The sequence below is a fragment of the Methylobacterium jeotgali genome, from assembly GCF_022179345.1.
Lineage (GTDB): Bacteria > Pseudomonadota > Alphaproteobacteria > Rhizobiales > Beijerinckiaceae > Methylobacterium > Methylobacterium jeotgali.
Window position 1 is genome coordinate 16387 of the sequence record NZ_BPQR01000037.1, and the last position, 21379, is coordinate 37765.

Here is a 21379-nt window from a genome sequence, read left to right on the forward strand (position 1 = left end):
CACGGCGGGTGTCGCCGCCATCCTCTCGCGGATCTCCTCCAGCGAGGCCGGCCGGTAGCCACATCGGTCCACGCCCACGTCGCAGCTTTGAGAGGTGTCCGGCACGATTGCGCGCATCCGGCGCGAGTTCTTCACCCGCGGTCGCTCGATCAAGGACATCGTCCGCGATCTGCACGTCTCGCGCAACACGGTCCGGAAGGTCATTCGGTCGGGGGCCACCGCCTTCGCCTACGAGCGTGAGGTGCAGCCTCTGCCCAAGCTCGGGCCGTGGCGCGACGTTCTCGATCGGATGTTGACCACCAACGCCGGCAGGTCAGCCCGCGAGCAACTAACGCCGATCCGGATCTACGAGGTGCTGCGCGGACTCGGCTAGAGCCGCCACTGTATTAAGCCATCGCGACGTCTCCCTCATCGTCCGCCTGCCGACCTACAGGCCCATAAGAGCAGGGGCCTGCCCGTCGTGCACGACCGAACAGCCGACATGCTAACTCCTGACCCATAGCAGGCTTTCAATTGTGCCGACCCAGATGTCCGCTCGTTACGAAGAAGCGGACCTGTCTGCGGCGGCCATGACATCAGCAGGTTGGGGCAAATTGACGAACGTCTCCGAGCCTGCGACGAGAGCCGCGTCCGCCGTGGGATAAAGGCTTGGCGCCATCGGGACTCGCGCAACTCACGGCTAGTGATAGGCAGTCGATCTGAGCGGGTCGCATGCCCTGAACGGCCTCGTTTCCTTGGTTCCACGTGCGTAGGAACCTGACGGCCCAGGTGTATTGACCACCTACATCTGGTGCGAGGCGCCGCCGGAGCGCCGCGAGACGTATGTGCTGGTGCCGAAGGCCTTCGTCCGCTCTAGTTCACTCGTGGGGCACAAGCCCCACGGGGCGCCGAATCGATGCCAGACCACAATCCGCTGCTGAGGAAGCTCGCCGCCCTGTCGCCGTTATCGGACGAGGACCGACGCCACTTGGCGCAGGTCGCCGCCCACCCCGTCGCGGTCCCCGCCAGGACGGACTTGATCCGCGAGGGTGACACGCCGCGGGGCGTGTTCCTCGTCCTCGAAGGCATGGCTTGCCGCTACAAGATCCTGCCGGACGGAACCCGGCAGGTGCTCGCCTTCCTCATCCCTGGCGACTTGTGCGACTTAGACGTCTCCTTGCTCAACGCGATGGACCACGCCATCGGCACGCTGTCCCCCTGTTGCGTGGCGCACATCCCGACCCGGACGGTGGGGGACCTGCTCGACGGCCATCCCGGCATCGCCCGGGCCATGCGCCTCGCTGCCCTGGTCGAGGCCGCGACGGCGCGGCAGTGGCTCGTGAACGTCGGCCGGCGCTCCTGCGAGCGGCGCCTCGCCCACATCCTGTGCGAGATGCTGGTGCGGCTCCGGTCCGTGGGGCTGGCCTCCGACGTGGGGTACGACCTCCTACTCACGCAGGTCGACCTCGCCGACGCGACCGGGATGACGTCCGTCCACGTCAACCGGTCCCTGCAGTCGCTGCGGAAACGGGGGCTGATCGAGATCCGGGGCCGCCGCGTCGTCATCCCGGACTTGGCAGCCCTGGAGGCGGCGGCTGATTTCGACTCGGGATACCTGCACCGCGCTACGCCCGACCCCCGACCGGACCCCGGGCTGCGCGGAACTGCCCTCCCGGACGCCGCCGCCCTCCGGGATGCAGTCCCGCCCGAGGCAAGGGCCTAGCCGTCCGGCGTCAGCGCTCCCCACCCCCGAGCACCAGCCGCAGCGAGCGAGCGAGCTCGTCGCGGCGGTAGGGCTTGTTGAGCACCGGGAGCTCGCCGCGCCCGATGACCTGCCCCTCGTCGAGGTTGGCCACGTAGCCCGAGGTGAGCAGCACCTTGACGCCGGGCCGGAGCCGCTGCGCCTCGACCGCGAGCTGCGACCCGTTCATGCCGCCGGGCATCACCACGTCCGAGAACAGGATGTCGATACGCTTCACACCCGTGAGGTGCCCCAGCGCCTCGGCGGCGTTGCGGGCGACGACGACCCGGTAGCGCAGTTCCTCCAGGCTCTCGGTCGCCATGGCGAGCACCTGCTCGTCGTCCTCGACCAGCAGCACCGTCTCGCCCTCGCCGGCGCGGCGCAACGGGATGGCCGCGGCCGGGCCCGTGCCGACCTCCTCGCCCGCAGGGTCGGCCGAGCGCGGGAAGTACAGGCTCACCGTCGTGCCTGCACCGACCACGGAATCGATGTGAGCGAACCCTCCGGCGCTGCGCGTGAAGCCGTAGACCTGGCTCAATCCGAGCCCGGTGCCCTTGCCCACTTCCTTGGTGGTGAAGAACGGCTCGAACACGCGCTGGAGCTTGTCGGGCGGGATGCCGCTCCCGGTGTCGGTCACCGAGACCACGATGTAGGGCCCGGGCGGCACGCCCCTGTCGGCGACGGCCGCCGTGTCGAGGCGGGCGTTGCGGCTCGTCATTGCGATGCGGGCGTGCCCGTCCCGCCCCTCCATCGCGTCGCGCGCGTTCACGATCAGGTTCAGCACCGCCGCCTCGAACTGCGCCGGGTCGATGCGGATCGGATCGAGGGCCGGGTCGAGGTCGAAGGCGAGCTCGACGGCCCCGCCCGCCGCGCGCTCGGCCAGCGGCTTGAAGTCGAGCAGCAGCCGGTTCGGGTTGAGGGTCTGGGGCCGCAGCATCTGCCGGCGCGAGAAGGCCAGGAGCTGCTGGGTCAGCTGCTCGCCGCGACGGGCCGCCCCCATGGCCGCCTCGGCCAGGCGCTTGACGCGGTCGACCTGCTCGGGCCGGCGCAGCATCATGTCGAGGCCGCCGACGATGACGGTGAGCAGGTTGTTGAAGTCGTGCGCCACGCCGCCGGTCAACTGACCGATGGCCTCCATCTTCTGGGCCTGGCGCAGCGCCTCCTCGGTGAGCCGCTGGTCGCTCCGATCCATCAGGATGCCGGCGATGCGCAAGGGCGCGCCGGAGGCGTCGCGCTTGATCCGGCCCTGCAGGGCGATCCACCGGATGGCCCCGTCGACGCGCCGGACGCGGCATTCGAGGTCGAGCGCGTTGGTCTCCAAGGTCGCCGCGAAAGCGCGCTCGGCGATGCCGCGGTCCTCCTCGACGATGTGGTCGAGGAGGACCTGCCGGTCCCAGGCGGGCCCTTCACCCGCGTAGCCGAAGACGGCGTCGTAGCGCGGCGAGCGACGCGAAACTCCGGTGACGTAGTCGAGGTCCCACGAGGCCATGCCGGCGGCGTCGAGCGCGAAGGCCAGGGTCTCGTGAGCGGCCTCGACCTCGCGCGTCCGCTCGGCCACGCGCCGCTCCAGGTCCTCGTTGGAGCGTCGGAGCTGCTCCTGGGCGCGCTCGCGTTCCAGGAGGTACTCGCGGGCCTGGTACTGGCGGCGGCGCGCCCGCAGGGCCGAGGCCGCGGCGCTCGCCAGCGTCTCGGCGTTCACCGGGCGCTCCAGCAGGACGACGTTGCCGAGCCGTGCGAGCAGGCGCGCGGCGCGCTCCGGGCGGCGCCCGGCCTGGCGCGTCGCCAGCACGATGAAGGGGAAGTCCGACCACGCCGGCTGAGCGTCCAGCCAAGCGAACAGGGCATCCAGGTCGCCGTCCAGCGCCTCCTCGGTGACGAGCGCCGCGCCGGCGCCGGCAGCCAACCCGTCCAGCAACGCCGCCATGTCCGGGCACGGCTCGGTCCCCGTGCCCGCCTGGGCGAGCACCTGCCCCGTGACGGCAGCGTCGCGTCCGCGCGGCGCGAGGATGAGGACGCGCTCCTCGTCCGCGATGGAAACGCTCACGCCTCGTCGCCCGGAACCGCCTGGCCCGTCAGCATCGCGACCTCGCCCCGGTAGGCCGGCAGGCCGGTGAGCACGCCTTCGAAGTCGGAGAGCGCCTTGCCGACCTGCATGCCGCCCCCGGAGAAGCGCAACTCGCGGATGGTGCGCTCGTGCGCGTTGACCCGGCTTTTCACCACCGAGAGCGCCGTGCGGATCTGACCCTTGGCCTCGAAGAAGCGGAACAGCAGGATGCAGTCGCTCAGGTAGCTCAGGTCGACGTCCGTGCGGACCTCGCCAATGACCCCGTGCTGGCCGAGCACCAGCAGCGTGGTGACACCCTGCTGGTTCAGGTAGCTCAGGAGTTCGTGCATCTGCAGGATGAGGTACTCCTCGCCCGGCATCGCGTGCAGGTAGGCGTTCAAGCTGTCGATGACCACGAAGGCCGACCCGCGCTCCTCGACCGCATGCCTGGCCATCGTCGCGAACTCGCCCGGCGAGACCTCGGCCGGGTCGATCTGCGTGATGGTCAGCCGGCCGGCCTCGACGTGCGGCCGCAGGTCCATGCCCAGCGTGGCGCAGCGGGCCATCAGCGTCGCCAGCCCCTCGTCGAACAGGTAGTAGGTCGCGCTCTCGCCGCGCTCCAGCGCCGCCACCATGAAGCGGACCGCGGTGGTTGTCTTGCCGACGCCCGAGGGCCCGAGCAGCAGGGTGTTGGTCCCGGGCACGAGGCCGCCGCCGAGCAGCAGGTCGAGCTCGGCCGATCCGGTGGACTTGCCCGCCGGGTCGAAGTCGGCGTGGTGCTCGGCCGCCACCAGGCGCGGGAATACCTGGATGCCGCCGGTCTCCAGCACCAAGTCGTGGTAGCCGCCGCGGAACTTGATGCCGCGCATCTTCACGATGCGCAGGCGGCGGCGTTCGGAGCCGTACTCGCGCGGCATCTGGTCCAGCGACACCACCCCGTGGGCGATGCTGTGGAGCTGGACGTCGCCGGTCTCCGAGGTCTTGTCGTCCAGCATCAGCACCGTGCAGGCGCGCTTGGCGAAGAAGCGCTTGAGGGCCAGGATCTGGCGCCGGTAGCGCAGGGGGTTCTGTGCCAGAAGCCGCAGCTCGGACAGGCTGTCGAACACCACCCGGTCGGGTTTGGTCTTGTCGACCCGGGCGATGACCTCGCGCACCGTCTCGCCGAGCTCGATCTCGGACGGGTGCAGGATCGACTGCTCGCCGTCCGGGTCCAGGCCGTCCTCGTCGACGAGTTCGTGGACGTTGATGCCGTCGAGGGCCCAGCCGTGGGTCGCCGCGGCGGCGCGAAGCTCCTCCGTGGTCTCGGACAGGGTGACGTAAAGGGCGCGCTCGCCGCGGGCCATGCCCTCCCGCAGGTACTGCAGCGCCAGCGTCGTCTTGCCGGTCCCAGGCGTGCCCTCCAGCAGGTAGAGCCGGCTTGGCGTCAGGCCCCCGCAGAGCACGTCGTCCAGGCCGGGCACCCCGGTCGAGATCCTCGCCCCCTCCGCGGGGGGCGTGCTGGGCGTCGCGTCGGTCATCGGCTCGGTCGGTCTCTGCGGCGGGGGGGCAGCCCGGCCGGTACGGTAGCGGTCGGCCAAGCCCTTGTCAGCGCCCGCGCCGCCGCATGGTGGGGATCCCGGGAAGCGTAACGCGTCACGGGTGGCGTCCCCCGTTACGCGGCTCCCGCGGAGTCGACCTTCAGACGGAACGAGGGGTCCTCGGCGGCATTGCCTCCTGAACCAGGGAGACGCGCGATGACAGGCAAGAGCCTCAAGGCAGGCGACAAAGTGAAGTGGGACAGCGCCGGCGGTACGACCCAGGGCACGGTCGTCAAGAAGGAGACCGGCACGACCAAGGTGAAGGGCCACACCGCCAAGGCGTCCAAGGCCGAGCCCCAGTACCGCGTGAAAAGTGCTAAGTCCGGCAAGGAGGCCGTGCACAAGGCCGACGAACTCAAGAAGGCGTGACGCGCGTCCGCACCGCCTGGGCGCGACGGCCTCACGTCATCCTGGAGAGCGCGTCCTCACCATTGAACCTGCGATGCAGGAAGGCCATGGCGACGTGGCCGACCAGCACCGCTAGGAGCGTGAAGGCCAGCCAGTGATGGAGCAGGTCGCCTGGAGCGACCATCCAGGCGACCTTGTCGTCGCGTCCGGGCATCAACAGGATGCCGTAGGGCGTGAACGGCTTGCCCGACCCGTACTGCCGCAGCAGCGCGATGCCCGGCACGATGACCATCAGCGCGTAGATGAGAAGGTGGCCGGCCACGGCGGCACGGCCCAGGCGCCCCGGATGCGGCGGGCGCCGGGTTAGGTTCGCCAGTCCCCAGGCCCCGCGCAGCAGCACGAGCGCGAACAGGGTGAAGCCCAGGGTGAAGTGGCTGCCGCCGACCAAACGCGTCACCGCGTTGTCGCCGGTAGCGACGTAGAGCAGGGCGCCGGCGAACTGCCAGGCGAAGAGCGCCGCCATCAGCCAGTGGAAGCCGCGGCTGACGCGGCCGTAGCGCCGCGGCGTGTCGAACCACCCGTCCCCGGCGGGGACCGCGTCGCCGCCACCGGGCATGCTCATGCCGCCGCCCCGTCCCACAGGTCCCCAGCCCTGCCGCCGGCGCGAAGGATCTCCTCGGCGGCCGCGGTGAGGGCCCGGTCCGGTCCGGGCTGGCGCAGGTAGGTGGCGAGGTCGCGCGACAGCCGCTCCAGAGCGTGGGGCCGTAGGAATCCCTGTAGGCCGACCGAGCGCTGGGCCAGCTGCAGCACGTCGAGCCCGGCCCGCTCCACGGCGAGCCGCGCCAGGTTGACGAGGGCGACGACGCGCTCAGGCGGCAGGGCGGGATCGGAGACCGCCTGAGCGGCGCGTTCCACCCAGAGCCGGGCTCCCTCAACCGCGATGGCACCCTCGCCGAGGCGGGCGAGCTGGTGCGGGTCGCCGCCGCGGCCGGTCGCCGCGAGATGCCCCCGCCAAACGTCGAACACGGCCTCGATGCCGCCGAGCTGGACCGCCGCGAAGCGCCACGCGCCTCCCGAGAAATCCGGCTGGCGGAAGTAGTCGTCCGGGCCGCCCAGGATGTCCTCCGCCGCCACCGCGATGCCGGCGAAGTCGAGGGTGCCGGTGGCCGACGCGCGCATGCCGTGGGACCGCCACGCCGACAGGTCGGCCCTGGTCCCAGTCTTCAGCGGCACGACCAGCATCAGGGTCCCGCTCCCACCCGGGCCCCGGCTCGTCACCAAGGCACGGGTGACGTAGCCCGCGCCCGAGGCGAAGGTCTTCACGCCGGCCAGCCGTAGGCCGCCGGCGCCGTCCTCCAGGGTAAGGCCGCCTTCGGGAGGCTCGGTGTTCCAGACGCCGAACAGGTGGCCGTCGCGGGCGTCGGCGAACAGCCGTTCCCGCTGCTCGGGCCCGCCGTAGAGGGCGACGAGTTGCAGCGCGTTGACGTGCCCCTCGTAGAGGCGCCCGAGCGCCAGGCTGCCGTAGCCCACCAGCCGCAGCACCGCGGCAAGCCTGCGGGCGCCCGGCTCCTCACCCAGGCCGGCGCCCCCAGCCATGGACGGGACCGGCGCCGCGAGCAGCCCCAGGCGGGCGAGGTCGGCGACGTCCTCGGCCGGGAAGCCCTGGTCGCGGTCCTGGTCGGCGGCCCGCATGGCCGCCGTCGCCGCCACCTGCCGGGCGGCCGCGACCGCATCGTAGGCAAGGGCCAGCGGGGTTACCTGGTCCATGTTAGTTTGCTCCCCCTGAAGTTACGGCGGAGCTAAGCCCGTCCGGGTGCGTCGATCCTGACATGAGGCACACCTCGGCCGTAGGGCGACATATGGTCGTCGGACCGAAAGCTCGTGCATCGGGGTGGCTGGGCCCGTGTCAAACAGTCTGCCTGAGGAACAGGCTTGGCGCGGCGCTTCCGCCGCAGGGGTGCCCAGGAACGGCGCCATCCTGCCCACGTTGGCCGGCGAACCCACACCGACGAGGAGCCACGAAGGCATGGCCAGCACGGACATCGGCACGATCTACGCGGGCGCGCTGCGCAACACGCGCGCCCTGGAGCGGCAGGGCCTGGAGCAGATGGAGCGCCAACTCTCAGGCCTTGAGCGCTACCCGGACTACGCCGCGGTCCTGCGTCGTCACGTCGAGACCACGAAGGGGCAGATCGCCCGCCTCGACCAGGCGCTGGAGGCCGTCGGGGAGAGCGCCTCGACCCTGAAGGAGACCGCGACCAGCGTCGCCGGCACCATCGGCGCGGCCGTGCACGCCGTGGCGCAGGACGAGACCCTGAAGAACCTCTACGCGGGCTACGCCTACCAGTACGACCAGGTCGCCGCCTACCGCTCGCTCGCTGTCATCGCGGAACGAGCGGGCGAGTCCGACAAGGTCGCTGGCTTCCGCGCGGCAGTCGACGAGGAGACGAAGGCCGCCGAGGAGATCTCAGGGTTGATCGAGCCGGTCACCAAGACCTACCTCGACCTGACGCTCAGCGGTGCGAAGGCGGATAGCTGAGGGGCGGGCGCCATGGACGACCCCATGCCGGTCGCCGTCACCGTAGAGGCGTGCGGGGACAGCCACGAGCGCTTCCGCTGGCACCTGACCGACGCGGATGGCGTGTCCATCTGCGTCTCGCCCGAACCCTTCGCTACGGCGGAGGACGCCGGAGCGGCCGGGCAGGAGGCGCTCGCTGCGTTCGGGGCGGTCGCCGGGGCCTGAGCGCGGGCGAGCCCCGCGGCGGCACGCCGCATCTGCTCACCAGCGTTTCGCCTGTGGATTCGCGCGTCCGTCGCGCTCCATTAAATCGGTCTCAACGGCCTTCGCCCAAGGTGGGGATTCGAACCTACCCGGGGCCGTCCCATGCTCACCGTCGTCGGTTGTCTGGTCCAATCCCACGACCTCCGCCTCGTCGCCCTCGCGGCCGCCACCTGCGCGCTCGCCGCGCTCACCACGGTCTGCATCGTCAGCCACGCCCGCAGGGCGGAGGGCTGGGCGCAAGGCGGCTGGCTCGCCGTCGCGGCGGCGGCGGGCGGCTCGGGCATCTGGGCGACCCACTTTATCGCCATGCTCGCCTTCGCGCCCGGCGTGCCGAGCGGCTACGATGTCGTTCTCACCGGCTTCTCGCTGGTCATCGCCGTCGCGCTCGCCGGCTCCGGCCTCTCGCTCGCCGTCCTCGTCGGCGGGCGCGCCGCGGCCTGGGCCGGCGGCGCGGTCCTCGGCCTCGGCATCGCGGCGATGCACTACACCGGAATGGCCGCCTACGATGTCGCCGGCCAGAAGGCGTGGGACCCGACCACGGTCGGCGTCTCGCTCGCCCTGGGAGGCATCCTCGGCGGCGCGGCGCTCGCGGCCCAGGTCGGCGCCCGCGGGCTCGCCCGCCAGTTGCCCGCCGCCCTCCTGCTGCTGCTGGCCATCTGCAGCCACCACTTCACTGCGATGGGCGCCGTCACCGTCACGCCCGACCCGACGCTCGCGGTGTCGGCATCCGCCGTCCCGAATGCTTGGCTTGCGGTGGCCGTGGCGCTCGCGAGCTTCGCCATCCTGCTGCTGGCCGGCGCCGCGCACGCCCTCGACGTGCGTGACCGTCGTCACGCCAAGCTGGAGGCGGAGCGCCTGCACAGCCTCGCCAACGCCGCCGTCGAGGGGCTCGTCGTCTGCACCGGCGACACCGTGGTGAGCGCCAACCGGAGCTTCGCCAAGCTCGTCGGCCTGCCGCAGGGCGCGCTCGTGGGGACGGCCCTGTCGGCGTACCTGCCGGGCGACGCGGCCCGGCTCGCCCTGGCCGGCCAGCCCGACCGCCCGGTCGAGGCCGAGCTCCGCCAGGCCGACGGCACGCTCGTGCCGGTCGAGGTCATCATGCAGCCGGTGGAGCACGCCGGCCGTCCGCACTACGCGGTGGCCGTGCGCGACCTCCGCGCCCGGCGCCAGGCAGAGAGCCAGATCCAGTTCCTCGCCCACCATGATGCCCTCACGGGACTGGCCAACCGCGCGAGCTTCGGCAAGCGCCTCGACCAGGAGATGCGCGCCGCCGACGCGGGCGGGCGCAAGCTCGCGGTGCTGTGCCTCGACCTCGACCGTTTCAAGGAGGTCAACGACCTGTTCGGCCACGCCGCCGGCGACGCCATGCTGGAGAGCGTCGCCCGCATCGTCTCGGCCGAACTCGACGACGCGCAGATGGTGGCCCGCCTGGGCGGCGACGAGTTCGCGGTGCTGGCGCCCTGCGACGGGCCCTCCGAGGCCGGCCGCCTCGCCGAGCGCATCTTGGAGGCGCTGCGCGCAGGGAAGGCGGGGGGCAACGGCCCGCAGGTCGCCACCAGCATCGGCATCGCCCTGTACCCGGACGACGCGCAGGAGCGGGCCGCCCTCCTCAGCTACGCCGACACCGCCCTCTACCGCGCCAAGTCGGAAGAGCGCGGCACCTACCGCTTCTTCGAGGCGAAGATGGGCGTTGAGGTGCGCGAGCGCCGACTGCTGGAGCACGACCTGCGCCATGCCGTGGCCCGCGGCGAGATGCACCTCGTCTACCAGCCCCAGACCGACGTCGGCACGGGCGCCGTCATCGGCTTCGAGGCGCTGCTGCGCTGGAAGCACCCGGAGCGGGGCTACGTCTCGCCCGCCCTGTTCATCCCCATCGCCGAGGAGAGCGACGCCATCCTGCAGATCGGCGAGTGGGTGCTGCGCGAGGCCTGCCGGGAGGCCGCGAGCTGGACGCAGCCCCTGTCCATCGCGGTCAACGTCTCGGCGGTGCAGATCCACAGCCCCCACTTCGTCGGCCTCGTGCACGAGGTGCTGCTCAGGACCGGGCTGGCCCCGCACCGGCTTGAGGTCGAGGTCACCGAGACGGCGCTGATCAGCGACCCGAACCGGGCGCTCCTGACCCTCCGGCAGTTGAAATCGCTCGGCCTGCGCGTCGCCATGGACGACTTCGGCACCGGCTACTCGTCCCTGTCGAACCTGCGCTCGTTCCCGTTCGACAAGATCAAGGTCGACGGCTCGTTCGTGCGCTCCGTCGACAGCAACGAGCAGACGGCGGCCATCGTGCGCTCGGTCCTGGGCCTCGGCCGCGGCCTCGGGCTGCCGGTCCTGGCCGAGGGCGTCGAGACGGAGGCCGAGCTCGGCTTCCTCGCCGCCGAGCAGTGCCACGCCGCGCAGGGCTACCTGATGGGCCGCCCGTCACCCATCGCGCAGTTCGCCAGGCATACGCATGGCACGATTCCCGTCACCTCCGATGACCGCAAACGCGCCTGAGACAGTCGGGGAAGGGGCAAGCGTCAACCTCGCCCGTGAACGGATGTCGGATCGGCAGGGATGGAGGCGGAGGATGAGGGGGCGAACGGCAGTTACTCCATCACCGGCCCTCTCGTCGCTCCGGGCCGCCGCCGTGACCTGCGCCCTGATCGTCGGCTGCGGCCTCGCCCCGGTCGCCCTCACGCTCGCGCCACGCCCCGGCGAGCCCGTGGCCGTCATCACCCTCTTCCCGGACGCACCGGTCCCTAAGGCCGTCACAGCCTCGGGCGCACCCATCCTGTGGCTCTCCGCCGGCGGGCACGTCGCGGTGCTCTACGCCCCCGGGCGCGACGTCGCCGCACACCTGCGCCGGGCCGGTGCCCTCCTCGTCCTCGCCGCCGGGCCCCTGGGCACCTGCCTTCCGGGCTACCGGCCCTCCGCCAACCTCACCGGACCGTCCACGCCATGACCGAAAGCAGCCTCGACCGCCTCCGCCTCGCCTTCCTGCCGGTCATGCTGGGCGCTCTCGGCGTCCTCGCCGCCATCGTCACGACGCTCGCCTGGTGGCGGGACGTCATGCCCGTGCCCGTGACGGTCCTCGCGGTCCTCCTACCCGGCGCGGCCCTCGCCGCCGCCCGCCAGCACGGGGCGACGGCCATCACGCGCCACCTCTCCTCGGCTTCCCTGATGATGCTGGTCGGCCTGCTGGTCCTAGCCTCCTCGGGCACGCACCTCCAGATCGACGTGCATATGGTCTTCTTCGCCGCCCTCGCGGTTGCGGCGGGCTGGTGCTGCTGGTCCTCCATCCTCGTGGCGGCCGGCGTCGTCGCCGTCCACCACCTCGCGCTGAACGTGCTCTACCCGGCCGCCGTATTCCCGAACGGGGCCGAGTACCTGCGTGTCGTGCTGCATGCCGTCGTCCTCGTCACCGAGGCCGCCGCCCTGGTGCTGGCTGCCCGCCAGCTCGCCAAGGCGCTGGCCTCCGCGGAGGCGGCCACCCGGCAGGCCGCCGACAGCGTGCTGGCGCAGCGCCGCGCCGAGGCGGCGGCCGGCCAGGACCGTAACCTGGAGGCCCACCGCCAGCGCCGGCTCGGCGAGGTCGTCGCCGAGTTCCGCGACGCCCTGGTCGAGATCGAGCATAAGGTCGAGCGCGAGACCGGCGGCATGCGCGAGACCGCGCTCGCCCTCAGCGGCGTCGCCGAGCGGTCCAGCCGTCAGGCCGCCGCGTCGGAGGCCACGGCGTCGGCGACGGCTCAGAACGTGCTCTCCGTGTCCGCGGGCGCCGAGGAACTCAGCGCCTCCATCTCGGACATCGCCGGCCAGACCGAGCGGGCGCGCGAGTTCATCGCGCACATGACCGAGATCGCGCGGACTACGAACGACGAGGTCGAGCAGCTCGCGGTCGTGGCCGACCGCATCGGCACCGTCATGGGCCTGATCAAGTCGGTGGCCGACCAGACCAACCTCCTGGCGCTCAACGCCACCATCGAGGCTGCGCGCGCCGGCGCCGCCGGCCGCGGCTTCGCGGTGGTCGCCTCGGAGGTGAAGGCGCTGTCGGGCCAGACCATGAGGGCGGCCGACGAGATCGTGTCCCAGGTCGAGGCCATCCAGGCCTCGACGCGGCGGACCGTCGGCTCCGTCCACGCGATGGCCTCCGCCACCCAGGAGGTGAACGCGCTGACGACGTCCATCGCCGTGTCGGTGGACCAGCAGCGGGCGGCCACGCAGGAGATTTCCCGCACGGTGGCGCAGGTCGCCGAAGGCAGTTCGGAGGCGCACGCCGGCGCGGTGTCGGTCTCGCGGGCCACACAGGAGACGCGGCGCCATGCCGACGGCGCCCTGTCCGCGTCCGAATCCCTCAAGGTGGTCGCGGCGGACCTCGCGGCGTCCGTGGGCCTGTTCGTACAACGGGTCACGACGGACCTGGAGGAGCGCCGCGGCAACGTGCGCGTCGCGGTCGACGAGGCGGGCTTCCTGCACGTGGGCGGCCGACGGCACCCGGTGCGCCTCGTCGAGGTGTCCTCCCACGGCGCCCGCATCGCCGGCGGCCCGCTCCTCGCGCCCGGCGACAAGGTCGAGTTCGAGACCGCCGGCGGGGCCCGCATGCCGGCGACAATTGCCTGGGGCGAAGGAGGGGCGGCGGGCCTCGACGTGCGCGTCGGCCTCCGCCACCCGGCCCTCGGCGGGGCAACCGGCTTGGCGGCCTGAGCCGAGGCGCGCGTCCCTCGGCGAGCTCGGCGGACCCGTCAGGACCGTCGGCCGGTGACCCGCTGCAGCGCCCGCGCGACCTGTTCGGCCGAGTAGGGCTTGCGCACGAGTTCGAACCCATGGGCGTCGTCGCGGGCCAGCACGTCGCTATAGCCGGTCGTCAGGACGACCGGCAGCCTCGGGTGGTCCTTCCGGAGCCGGCGAGCGAGTTCGACGCCGCCGATGCCGGGCATCACCACGTCCGAGAACACCGCGTCGAAGCGGAACGGCACACGCTCCATCTCCGCGAGCGCGGCCTCCGCGTTGTGCGCCCAGACCGTGGCGTGGTCGAGATCCTCCAGGAGCTGCGTGCAGAAGCGCCCGACGTCGAGGTTGTCCTCCACGACCAGCACGCACAGAGGCCGCCCCACCTCCTGCTCGTCGGCTTCCTCCTCGCCGGCCTCAGATCCTTCCTGCGGCGGGTCGACATGAGGCAGGTACAGCGAGAACGTCGCGCCGCGCCCCACCTCGCTCGCCACGTCCACGTCGCCGCCCGACTGCTTGGCGAAGCCGATGACCTGGCTCAGGCCGAGCCCCGTGCCCTTGCCGACCTCCTTGGTCGTGAAGAACGGCTCGAAGATGCGCGCCAGGAGCTCTGGCACGATGCCGACACCCTCGTCCGAGACCGACACCACCGCGAAGGGCCCAGGTGCGCCGGCGTGCCCACGGATCGAGGGCAACGCCTCGCCACAGGTGAGCCGGAGCGTCAGCGTGCCCTCACCGTCCATGGTGTCCCGGGCGTTCACTGCGAGATTCACCAGCGCCGTCTCGAACTGGCTCGTGTCAGCCCGCACGTGGCATGGCCCTTCCGTCACCTCGGTCACGATGCGGATGCGCGCGCCGGTAACGGAGTTCAGCATCTCCGAGATGCCCCGCACGCGCTCCCGCAGGTCGAACACCTCGGGTTTCAGCGCCTGCCGCCGTGCGAAGGACAGTCGCTGGCTCGTCAGCTTGGCGGCGCGGTCGACCGTGTCCGCCACCGCCTCTAGGTAGCGGGTTCGGCGCTCCTCGGCGAGGTTCGGACGGCGCAGGAACTCGACCGACGAGCGGATGATGGTGAGCAGGTTGTTGAAGTCGTGCGCGACGCCTCCGGTCAACTGCCCGACGGCCTTCATCTTCTGCGCGTGGCGCAGCGCCTCCTCGGCACGGGCGAGCTGCTCCTGGCCGCGCAGCCGCTCGGTGGCGTCGGTGCCGTATTGGAAGGCACCGACCCTCATGCCAGCGCCGTCCCGCAGCGTGGTGAACCTCAGCTCGTAGCAGCGCCGCCTCCGGGCCGGGTCGCCGAACTCGCCGGCGAGCGTGAACTCCTCCCCCGACAGCGCGCGTGCCCATACCTCGCGGGACGCGGCCTGATGCTCGGGCTTGTGCGCAAGCAGATCAATCAGGTTGTCGCCCGCCCGCGGCCGGACCCCGTAGATCGCCTCGAACTCGTCCGCGCAGGCGCCGTTGATGGCCAGCACCCGGAAATCCATGTCGAGGGCGTTCACCAAGGCGTCGGTCGTCTCGAACACGTCGGCCCAGAGCTTGCGCTGGGCGAGCGCCTCGACGACGCGCTGCTCCAGCGTCTCGTTCATCTCGCGCAAGCGCTCCTCGGCGAGCTTGCGGTCGTGGATGTCCTCGACGACGCCGTACCAGCGGACGATGCCGCCGCCCTCGTTCCGGCGCGGCCGGGCCTGGGCCCGCATCCAGCGGTACTCGCCTGTAGTCGCCACGCGGATGCGATAGTCGATGTCCACCGGTTCGCCGGATGTCAGAGCCGCCGAGAAGGCCGTCATGGTCCACGGCACGTCGTCGGGGTGGAGTGATCTCGCCCAGCCGGAGCCGTCCGGCTCACCCGCGGCTTGGCCCGTCAGTTCGAGCCAGCGATTCGAGTATGAGGTGATGTTGCCGTCCGGGTCGCAGGTCCAGGGTACCTGCGGGTTGAGCTCGACCGTATGCCGATAATGGTCCTCGCTCTCGCGTAAGCGCGCCTCGCCCAGCACCCGGTTCGTGGTCTCGGCGGTGACGCAGAACAGGCCGTTGACGGCTCCGGACTCGTCGAGGACGGGCGAGTATGTGAAGGACCACCAGCTCCGCTCGGGCTCGCCCTGGCGCGAGAGGTCGAGCATGACGTCGGTCAGGATCTGGCTCTCGCCCGCCAGGGTGGCGTCGACCAGCGGCCCGATCTCGTCCCAAATGCTGGCCCAGACCTCGCGGAAGGGGCACCCCAGCGCCGTGTCCAGCCGGTAGCCGAGGATCGGCCGGTAGGCGTCGTTGTAGAAGCAGAGCAGGTCCGGCCCCCAGGCGAGGAACATCGCCGTGGGGGAGGGACAGCATCAGCGAGACCGTATTGCGGAGTGCTGGGGGCCAGCCCTCCGGCGGGCCGAGCGAGGTTTCGGACCAATCGCGGGAGCGGATCTCGGCGTCGGTCAGTCCACCGGTGGGCAGGAACGAGAAGGCGTCAGCCATGCCGCGCACGGCCCCGCATCCCGGCGCCTCCGCAACGCGACGGAGAGGCGCTCGTGGTACTGGGACGGACCAGGGCGGCCGAGGGCATCGCGCAACGGGGAAGCCAGCGTGGCATCGTGGTGGCATTACCTCTCGGTCGGGCGCCGGCTGGCGTCCTGGCCTGCCACGCTTGTTCGGTCCGCCCCGCTAGATAGTGCGGACGCAGGCAAACGACCGCTCCCTCGCAAGGCTGCATCGCCTTGGCTCTCGAAACGCGGCGTCCTCCAGGGCACCAAAGCGTGTCCGTTGCCGTTGTGACGATGCCTCAGGGCCGGCCGTGAGCCCTGCGCCACGGTGAGCCATGTCGGAACAAACTCCCCCTCCGCTTCCTTCCGCCCGGACCGAGCAGTCCTCCTCGATCCTCTGGACCATGTTCCTGGGCGTTGCCCTTGTCGGCTTGGTGGCGCTGCCGAGGCGGCGGGCGGAACCGCTGACGCTTGCGACAGGCACTCAGGATAGCGGCCAAAAGCTCGGGACCGAGGACGGGCCCGTCTCGCACGAGGGCGCCGCGGCCGAGCGCGTTGCGGAGGCCGAACCGGGGCGCGGGCGGCAGGCGGACACACCCTCCGAAATCCCGGCCAAGGGGTGGAAGGACATCGCGCTCCGCCTCTACCAGGAGTTCGGCAACGACCGCATACTCCTGGTCGCGGCCGGCGTGACCTTCTACGCCATCCTGGCGCTGTTCCCGGCCGTCGCGGCGCTCGTCTCCATCTACGGCGCGGTCGCGGACCCGAGTACGATCAGCACCCATCTGAATGAGTTGCGCGGCATCCTGCCGGACGGCGCCATCGACATCGTCGGCGGGCAGGTGAAGCGTCTGGTCGACAAAGGCGACGCGGCGCTCGGGCTCACCGCCCTCGTCAGCATCCTGCTCTCGCTTTGGAGCGCCAACGGGGGGATGAAGGCGATCTTCGACGCGCTCAATATCGCCTACGAGGAGGAGGAGAAGCGCTCGTTCCTCATGCTGAACCTGCAGTCGCTCGCGTTCACGGCCGGCGCGCTGCTGTTCGTCGTGCTGGCGCTGACCGGCATCGTGGTGGTGCCGGCCGCGCTCCAGGTGCTCGGGCTGGACCAGAAGGCCTGGTACATCGCCCTGCTGCGCTTCCCCGCCCTGCTCGCCCTTGTCATCGGCACCCTGGCGGTGCTGTACCGGTACGGTCCGAGCCGCCGGAAGCCGAAATGGCGCTGGGTGACCTGGGGCAGCGCGGTGGCCGGCACCCTGTGGCTCGTCGCGTCGGGACTGTTCTCCTGGTACGTGGCCAACTTCGGCAGCTACAACGAGACCTACGGCTCCCTGGGGGCCGCCATCGGCTTCATGACCTGGATCTGGATATCTACGACGGTCGTTCTGCTTGGGGCCGAGCTCAACGCGGAGATGGAGCACCAGACCGCGCGCGACACGACGGTCGGGGACGGCAAGCCGCTTGGCGCACGCCAGGCGCGCATGGCGGATACGGTGGCGGCGTCGGCCTGACGGGTGGCACGCGCGGGCGATTGCGTAGCCACATGCCTCGGCCTACGCCTGGCCTGCCTCAGCGGGCATGGGCACCTATGCTCGCGCGTGTCCGCCTGTGAGCCCCGATTCGCCCATCCCCCGCGCCGAAGCATCCCCATCGACCAATGCCCATGATCCAATTGGCCGCCTCCCGAACCTCCCGTATGCGAGTGTCTCCGATGTCGAACCGCGACGGCTGGGCGGCGTGGTGAGCGGCACGGAGGGCGAGTGCCCGCAAGACCGCTCGTCGCCATCGCAGCCGGTGTCCTACCAGGCGATCTTTGAGAGCGCCGTCGACTTCGCCATCGTCACCACCGACCACGAGGGACGCGTCACTGCCTGGAACCCGGGCGCGGAGCGCATCCTGGGCTGGTCGGCCGAGGAGATGGTCGGGCATTCGGCGGAGACCTTCTTCACGCCCGAGGACCGCGCGGCCGGGCGTCCCGCGGAGGAGGTGCGCCAGACTGCCGAGACCGGGCGGGCAGCCGACGAGCGCTGGCACCTGCGCAAGGACGGCACACGCTTCTGGGCCAGCGGGGAGATGATGCCCCTTCGCTCGCCCGAGGGCGCCGACCTGGGCTTCCTCAAGATCCTGCGCGACCGCACGACGGCCACGGCGAGCGAGGGTGAGACCCGCCGCGTCCGCGACGAGTTGCAGGTCGTCACCGACGCGCTGCCGGTCCTCATCAGCTTCATCGACCACGACCACGTCTACCGCTTCGCGAACAAGCACTACGAGGCCTGGTTCGACCGTCCGGCGAGCGAAATCCTGAACCGGCCGGTGCGCGAGGTCGTCGGCGAGGAGGTCTACCAGGCCAGGTTGCCCTTCATGGCACGGGCGCTCGCCGGCGAGGATATCACCTTCGACGCGCTGATGCCGTACCGTGGCGGCGTGACCCGCCAGTCGGAGATCCGCTACATCCCGCGTCGGACGGAGGGCGGTGTCGTCGACGGCATCTTCGTCATGGTGACCGACATCGCCGAGCGCCAGGCGGCCCAGGCCGACCTACGCGAGGCCGAGGACCGGCTCAGGCTGGCCCTGGAGGGGGCCGGCACCGGCATCTACGACTACGACCTCGTCACCGGCGCGCTCACCTGGGACGCGCGTACCCGCGCCCTGTTCGGGCTGTCGGCCGACGACCCGGTCTCCTACGAGGGCACCTTCCTGCCGGGCGTTCACCCGGACGACCGGGAGCGGGCCGACCGCGCCGTCCAGGCGGCCATCGGCGCACGCGAGGGCTTCGAGCTGGAATACCGCGTGATCGGCAGGCGCGACGGCGTGGAGCGCCTGTTGGCGGCACGCGGTAACACGGTCTTCCGTGACGGACGGCCCGACCGCTTCGTCGGAACGGTTCGCGACATCACCGATGCACGTGCCGCAGAGGCGACCGCGCGCCGCTTGGCGGCCCTCGTCGAGCAGTCGAGCGACTTTATCGGGGTCGCCGACCTCGAAGGCAACGCCGAGTTCGTCAACGAGGGCGGTCGCAAGTTGGTCGGGCTCGCGAGCCTGGAGGAAGCTCGCCGTTACAACCTGATGGACTATTTCGAGCCGGCGGACCGTCCGACGGTGCTGGGGAAGGTCCTTCCGGCCGTTCGCGAGAGCGGCTTCTGGGAGGGCGACCTCGCCTTCCGCAACTTCTCAACCGGCGCCGCAGTACCGGTTCACTACGCCATCTTCCCGGTCCGCGACGCGCACGGTTCCGTCACAGGCTACGGCACCGTCACCCGCGACCTCACGGAGCGCCGCAGGCAGGAATCCTTCCGGGATGCCCTGATCACGTTCGGCGACAGGCTGCAGGCGTGCCGCGACACCGCCGAGATGGCGGCGGTCGGGGCTGAGATCATGGCTCGCACGCTTGGCCTGGATCGGGCCGGGTACGGCACCGTCGACGAGGCGATGGAGCATGTCGAGATCGAGCGGGATTGGACGGCGCCGGGGGTGGCCAGCGTCGCCGGCCGCCACCGCTTCGACGAGTTCGGCGAGGTCCGCGCGGGCCTGGCGCAAGGGCGCGAGGTCGTCATCCACGACGTGACGACCGACCCGCGGACCGCGCGCAACCCGGGCCCGCTCCTGGCCATCGGCGTACGCGCCTTGATCAACGTGCCGGTGTTGGAGCAGGGCCGGATCGTGGCTCTGTTCTTCTTGCACGACCGGCAGGTGCGCGACTGGCGCACCGACAAGCTCGCCTTCATCCGCGACATCGCCGAGCGTACCCGGGCCGCCATCGAGCGCTTCCGCGCCGAGGCGAGCCGGCGCGAGAGCGAGGAGCAGTTCCGGGTCTTCGCCCAGGCCATGCCGAACCACGTCTGGGCGGCGGACGCGAACGGCGCCCTCTACTGGTTCAACGAGCAGGTGCATGCCTACGCCGGCACCTCGGCGGGCGAACTCGACGGAACGGCCTGGGCGTCCATCGTGCATCCGGACGATGTTGGGGCGGCGGGACGCGCCTGGGGGGCCGCGCTGGCCGACGGGACGCATTACGAGACCGAGTTCCGCATTCGGCGCGCGGACGGGGCCTTCCGCTGGTTCCTCGTCCGGGCCGAGCCGATCCACGGTCCCAACGGCGCGGTCGTCCGCTGGATCGGCACGAACACCGACATAGAGGACCGCAAGCAGGCCGCAGCCCAGTTGGAGCGCCTCAACGAGAACCTGGAGCAGCAGGTCGAGGAGCGCACCCGCGACCGCGACCGGATGTGGCGGCTCTCAACCGACGTCATGCTGGTGGCACGCTTCGACGCGACCATCGTGGCGGTGAACCCGGCCTGGACCACGCTATTCGGCTGGAGCGAGGCCGACTTGGTCGGGCGCTCCTTCATGGACCTTGTCCACCCGGACGACGCAGCCTCCACAGCGGCGGCGGCCGGCGACCTCTCGGACGGTTCGGTCATCCCCCGCTTCGAGAACCGCTACCGCCACAAGGACGGCAGCTACCGATGGCTGTCCTGGACCGCCGTGCCGGACGAGAGCTTCATCCACGCGGTCGGACGCGACGTGCAGGCCGAGAGGGAAGCGGCCGCGGCGCTCGCCCTGACCGAGGAGGCGCTGCGCCAAGCTCAGAAGATGGAGGCCGTTGGGCAGCTCACCGGTGGCCTCGCCCACGACTTCAACAACCTACTTACCGGCATTTCGGGCTCGCTCGAACTCCTGCAGACCCGGATGAGCCAGGGCCGGCTGACCGACCTCGACCGCTACATCAACGCCGCGCAGGGCGCCTCGAAGCGGGCGGCGGCCCTGACCCACCGCCTGCTCGCTTTCTCGCGCCGGCAGACGCTCGACCCCAAGCCCACCGACGTGAACGCCCTCGTGCACGGCATGGAGGACCTGATCCGGCGGACCGTGGGCCCGGCGGTCCACATCGAGGTGGTCGGGGCGGCCGGGCTCTGGCCGGCGCTGGTCGATCCGCCCCAACTTGAGAACGCGCTGCTCAACCTCTGCATCAATGCCCGCGATGCGATGCCTGAAGGCGGTCGGATCACCATAGAGACGGCCAACAAGTGGCTCGATGACCGAACGGCGAGGGAGCGTGAACTACCGCCGGGGCAGTACCTGTCGCTCTGCGTCACAGACACCGGCACCGGCATGACGCCCGACGTCATCGCCCGCGCCTTCGACCCCTTCTTCACGACGAAGCCGACGGGTCAGGGCACGGGGCTCGGCCTCTCCATGATCTACGGCTTCGCCCGGCAGTCGGGCGGGCAGGTGCGCATCTACTCGGAGGTGGGCCAAGGCACGACGATGTGCATCTACCTGCCGCGGCACTACGGAGAGGCGGAGGGCGATGACGGCATGCCCGACCTCTCGACCGCGCCCCGGGCCGAGCAGGGAGAGACGGTCCTCATCGTCGACGACGAGCCGAGCATCCGCATGCTTGTCACCGAGGTCCTGGAGGACCTCGGCTACACCGCCATTGAGGCGTCGGATGCTGTCGCCGGCCTGAAGGTGCTTCAGTCGGACGTGCGCATCGACCTGCTGGTCACCGACGTCGGGCTGCCCGGCGGCATGAACGGCCGCCAGATGGCCGACGCCGCGCGGGTGAGCAGGCCGAATCTGAAGGTGCTATTCATCACCGGCTACGCGGAGAACGCTGCGGTCGGCAACGGCCACCTGGAGCCCGGCATGGCAGTGCTGACCAAGCCCTTCGTGATGGAGGCGTTAGCCAGCCGCATCAAGGACCTGATCTCCAACCCGTGACATCGACCATGGCGTTGA

14 protein-coding genes and 1 pseudogene are annotated in these 21379 nt (G+C 71.1%); 10 read left to right on the forward strand and 5 right to left on the reverse strand.

Going from position 1 to position 21379, the window contains the following annotated elements; all coding sequences use genetic code 11:
• Nucleotides 1-94 precede the first annotated feature (94 nt).
• Nucleotides 95-370: pseudogene (locus MFF04_RS11175) on the forward strand (IS21 family transposase); the annotation flags it as partial.
• A gap of 525 nt (nt 371-895) precedes the next feature.
• Nucleotides 896-1702 carry a Crp/Fnr family transcriptional regulator gene (locus MFF04_RS11180; RefSeq protein WP_012452090.1) on the forward strand — a complete coding sequence of 269 codons (807 nt, stop codon included), beginning with the start codon at nt 896-898 and terminating at the stop codon, nt 1700-1702.
• A gap of 10 nt (nt 1703-1712) precedes the next feature.
• On the opposite strand, the gene MFF04_RS11185 is transcribed toward MFF04_RS11180, so the two are convergent.
• Nucleotides 1713-3764: an ATP-binding protein gene (locus tag MFF04_RS11185; RefSeq protein ID WP_238231358.1), complete on the reverse strand. Its 2052-nt coding sequence runs from the start codon at nt 3762-3764 to the stop codon at nt 1713-1715.
• Nucleotides 3761-5281 carry an ATPase domain-containing protein gene (locus MFF04_RS11190; RefSeq protein WP_238231360.1) on the reverse strand — a complete coding sequence of 507 codons (1521 nt, stop codon included), beginning with the start codon at nt 5279-5281 and terminating at the stop codon, nt 3761-3763. Before MFF04_RS11190 ends, MFF04_RS11185 begins: the two co-directional genes overlap by 4 nt.
• Nucleotides 5282-5497: 216 nt before the next feature.
• Here MFF04_RS11190 and MFF04_RS11195 point away from each other — a divergent pair, with 216 nt between their 5' ends.
• A complete protein-coding gene (locus tag MFF04_RS11195) occupies nt 5498-5710 on the forward strand; it encodes a hypervirulence associated TUDOR domain-containing protein (protein WP_012452093.1) in 213 nt (70 codons plus the stop codon).
• Between the two features lie 31 nt (nt 5711-5741).
• Here the strand turns inward: MFF04_RS11195 and MFF04_RS11200 are convergent, their stop codons facing one another.
• Both MFF04_RS11200 and MFF04_RS11205 read right to left on the reverse strand, forming a co-directional pair.
• Nucleotides 5742-6311: a cytochrome b gene (locus MFF04_RS11200; protein ID WP_012452094.1), complete on the reverse strand. Its 570-nt coding sequence runs from the start codon at nt 6309-6311 to the stop codon at nt 5742-5744.
• Nucleotides 6308-7456 carry an acyl-CoA dehydrogenase family protein gene (locus MFF04_RS11205; protein WP_012452095.1) on the reverse strand — a complete coding sequence of 383 codons (1149 nt, stop codon included), beginning with the start codon at nt 7454-7456 and terminating at the stop codon, nt 6308-6310. The genes MFF04_RS11200 and MFF04_RS11205 overlap by 4 nt, the downstream gene beginning before the upstream one ends.
• Before the next feature lie 259 nt (nt 7457-7715).
• Here MFF04_RS11205 and MFF04_RS11210 point away from each other — a divergent pair, with 259 nt between their 5' ends.
• From MFF04_RS11210 to MFF04_RS11230, 5 genes are all read left to right on the forward strand, one after another.
• Complete coding sequence (locus tag MFF04_RS11210) at nt 7716-8228, forward strand: DUF892 family protein (RefSeq protein ID WP_012452096.1); 513 nt, start codon at nt 7716-7718, stop codon at nt 8226-8228.
• Nucleotides 8229-8240: 12 nt separating this feature from the next.
• Entirely contained in the window at nt 8241-8432 is a 192-nt protein-coding gene (locus MFF04_RS11215; protein WP_012452097.1) for a type 2 periplasmic-binding domain-containing protein, read from the forward strand.
• A gap of 141 nt (nt 8433-8573) precedes the next feature.
• Entirely contained in the window at nt 8574-10961 is a 2388-nt protein-coding gene (locus MFF04_RS11220; protein WP_238231362.1) for a bifunctional diguanylate cyclase/phosphodiesterase, read from the forward strand.
• Between the two features lie 73 nt (nt 10962-11034).
• On the forward strand, nt 11035-11409 hold the full coding sequence (locus MFF04_RS11225; protein WP_012452099.1) for a hypothetical protein: 375 nt from the start codon (nt 11035-11037) through the stop codon (nt 11407-11409).
• Nucleotides 11406-13148 carry a methyl-accepting chemotaxis protein gene (locus tag MFF04_RS11230; protein ID WP_238231366.1) on the forward strand — a complete coding sequence of 581 codons (1743 nt, stop codon included), beginning with the start codon at nt 11406-11408 and terminating at the stop codon, nt 13146-13148. Before MFF04_RS11225 ends, MFF04_RS11230 begins: the two co-directional genes overlap by 4 nt.
• A 38-nt stretch (nt 13149-13186) precedes the next feature.
• Here the strand turns inward: MFF04_RS11230 and MFF04_RS11235 are convergent, their stop codons facing one another.
• Nucleotides 13187-15481, reverse strand: coding sequence for a PAS domain-containing protein (locus tag MFF04_RS11235; RefSeq protein WP_306308046.1), 2295 nt, complete (start codon nt 15479-15481; stop codon nt 13187-13189).
• 563 nt (nt 15482-16044) lie between these two features.
• Here MFF04_RS11235 and MFF04_RS11240 point away from each other — a divergent pair.
• Together MFF04_RS11240 and MFF04_RS11245 are read left to right on the forward strand one after the other, a co-directional pair.
• Nucleotides 16045-17148 carry a YihY/virulence factor BrkB family protein gene (locus MFF04_RS11240; protein WP_373320014.1) on the forward strand — a complete coding sequence of 368 codons (1104 nt, stop codon included), beginning with the start codon at nt 16045-16047 and terminating at the stop codon, nt 17146-17148.
• Nucleotides 17149-17215: 67 nt separating this feature from the next.
• A complete protein-coding gene (locus tag MFF04_RS11245) occupies nt 17216-21361 on the forward strand; it encodes a PAS domain S-box protein (RefSeq protein WP_238231369.1) in 4146 nt (1381 codons plus the stop codon).
• The last annotated feature ends 18 nt before the right edge of the window (nt 21362-21379 follow it).

What these genes read in the sequence shown, in the direction of transcription:
- MFF04_RS11235 (WP_306308046.1), bottom strand. Translation starts at nt 15,481, where the DNA reads ATGTTCCTCGCCTGGGGGCCGGACCTGCTCTGCTTCTACAACGACGCC.
- MFF04_RS11245 (WP_238231369.1), top strand. Translation starts at nt 17,216, where the DNA reads ATGGGCACCTATGCTCGCGCGTGTCCGCCTGTGAGCCCCGATTCGCCC.
- MFF04_RS11215 (WP_012452097.1), top strand. Translation starts at nt 8,241, where the DNA reads ATGGACGACCCCATGCCGGTCGCCGTCACCGTAGAGGCGTGCGGGGAC.
- MFF04_RS11195 (WP_012452093.1), top strand. Translation starts at nt 5,498, where the DNA reads ATGACAGGCAAGAGCCTCAAGGCAGGCGACAAAGTGAAGTGGGACAGC.
- MFF04_RS11190 (WP_238231360.1), bottom strand. Translation starts at nt 5,281, where the DNA reads ATGACCGACGCGACGCCCAGCACGCCCCCCGCGGAGGGGGCGAGGATC.
- MFF04_RS11240 (WP_373320014.1), top strand. Translation starts at nt 16,045, where the DNA reads ATGTTCCTGGGCGTTGCCCTTGTCGGCTTGGTGGCGCTGCCGAGGCGG.
- MFF04_RS11200 (WP_012452094.1), bottom strand. Translation starts at nt 6,311, where the DNA reads ATGAGCATGCCCGGTGGCGGCGACGCGGTCCCCGCCGGGGACGGGTGG.
- MFF04_RS11230 (WP_238231366.1), top strand. Translation starts at nt 11,406, where the DNA reads ATGACCGAAAGCAGCCTCGACCGCCTCCGCCTCGCCTTCCTGCCGGTC.
- MFF04_RS11180 (WP_012452090.1), top strand. Translation starts at nt 896, where the DNA reads ATGCCAGACCACAATCCGCTGCTGAGGAAGCTCGCCGCCCTGTCGCCG.
- MFF04_RS11205 (WP_012452095.1), bottom strand. Translation starts at nt 7,456, where the DNA reads ATGGACCAGGTAACCCCGCTGGCCCTTGCCTACGATGCGGTCGCGGCC.
- MFF04_RS11225 (WP_012452099.1), top strand. Translation starts at nt 11,035, where the DNA reads ATGAGGGGGCGAACGGCAGTTACTCCATCACCGGCCCTCTCGTCGCTC.
- MFF04_RS11210 (WP_012452096.1), top strand. Translation starts at nt 7,716, where the DNA reads ATGGCCAGCACGGACATCGGCACGATCTACGCGGGCGCGCTGCGCAAC.
- MFF04_RS11220 (WP_238231362.1), top strand. Translation starts at nt 8,574, where the DNA reads ATGCTCACCGTCGTCGGTTGTCTGGTCCAATCCCACGACCTCCGCCTC.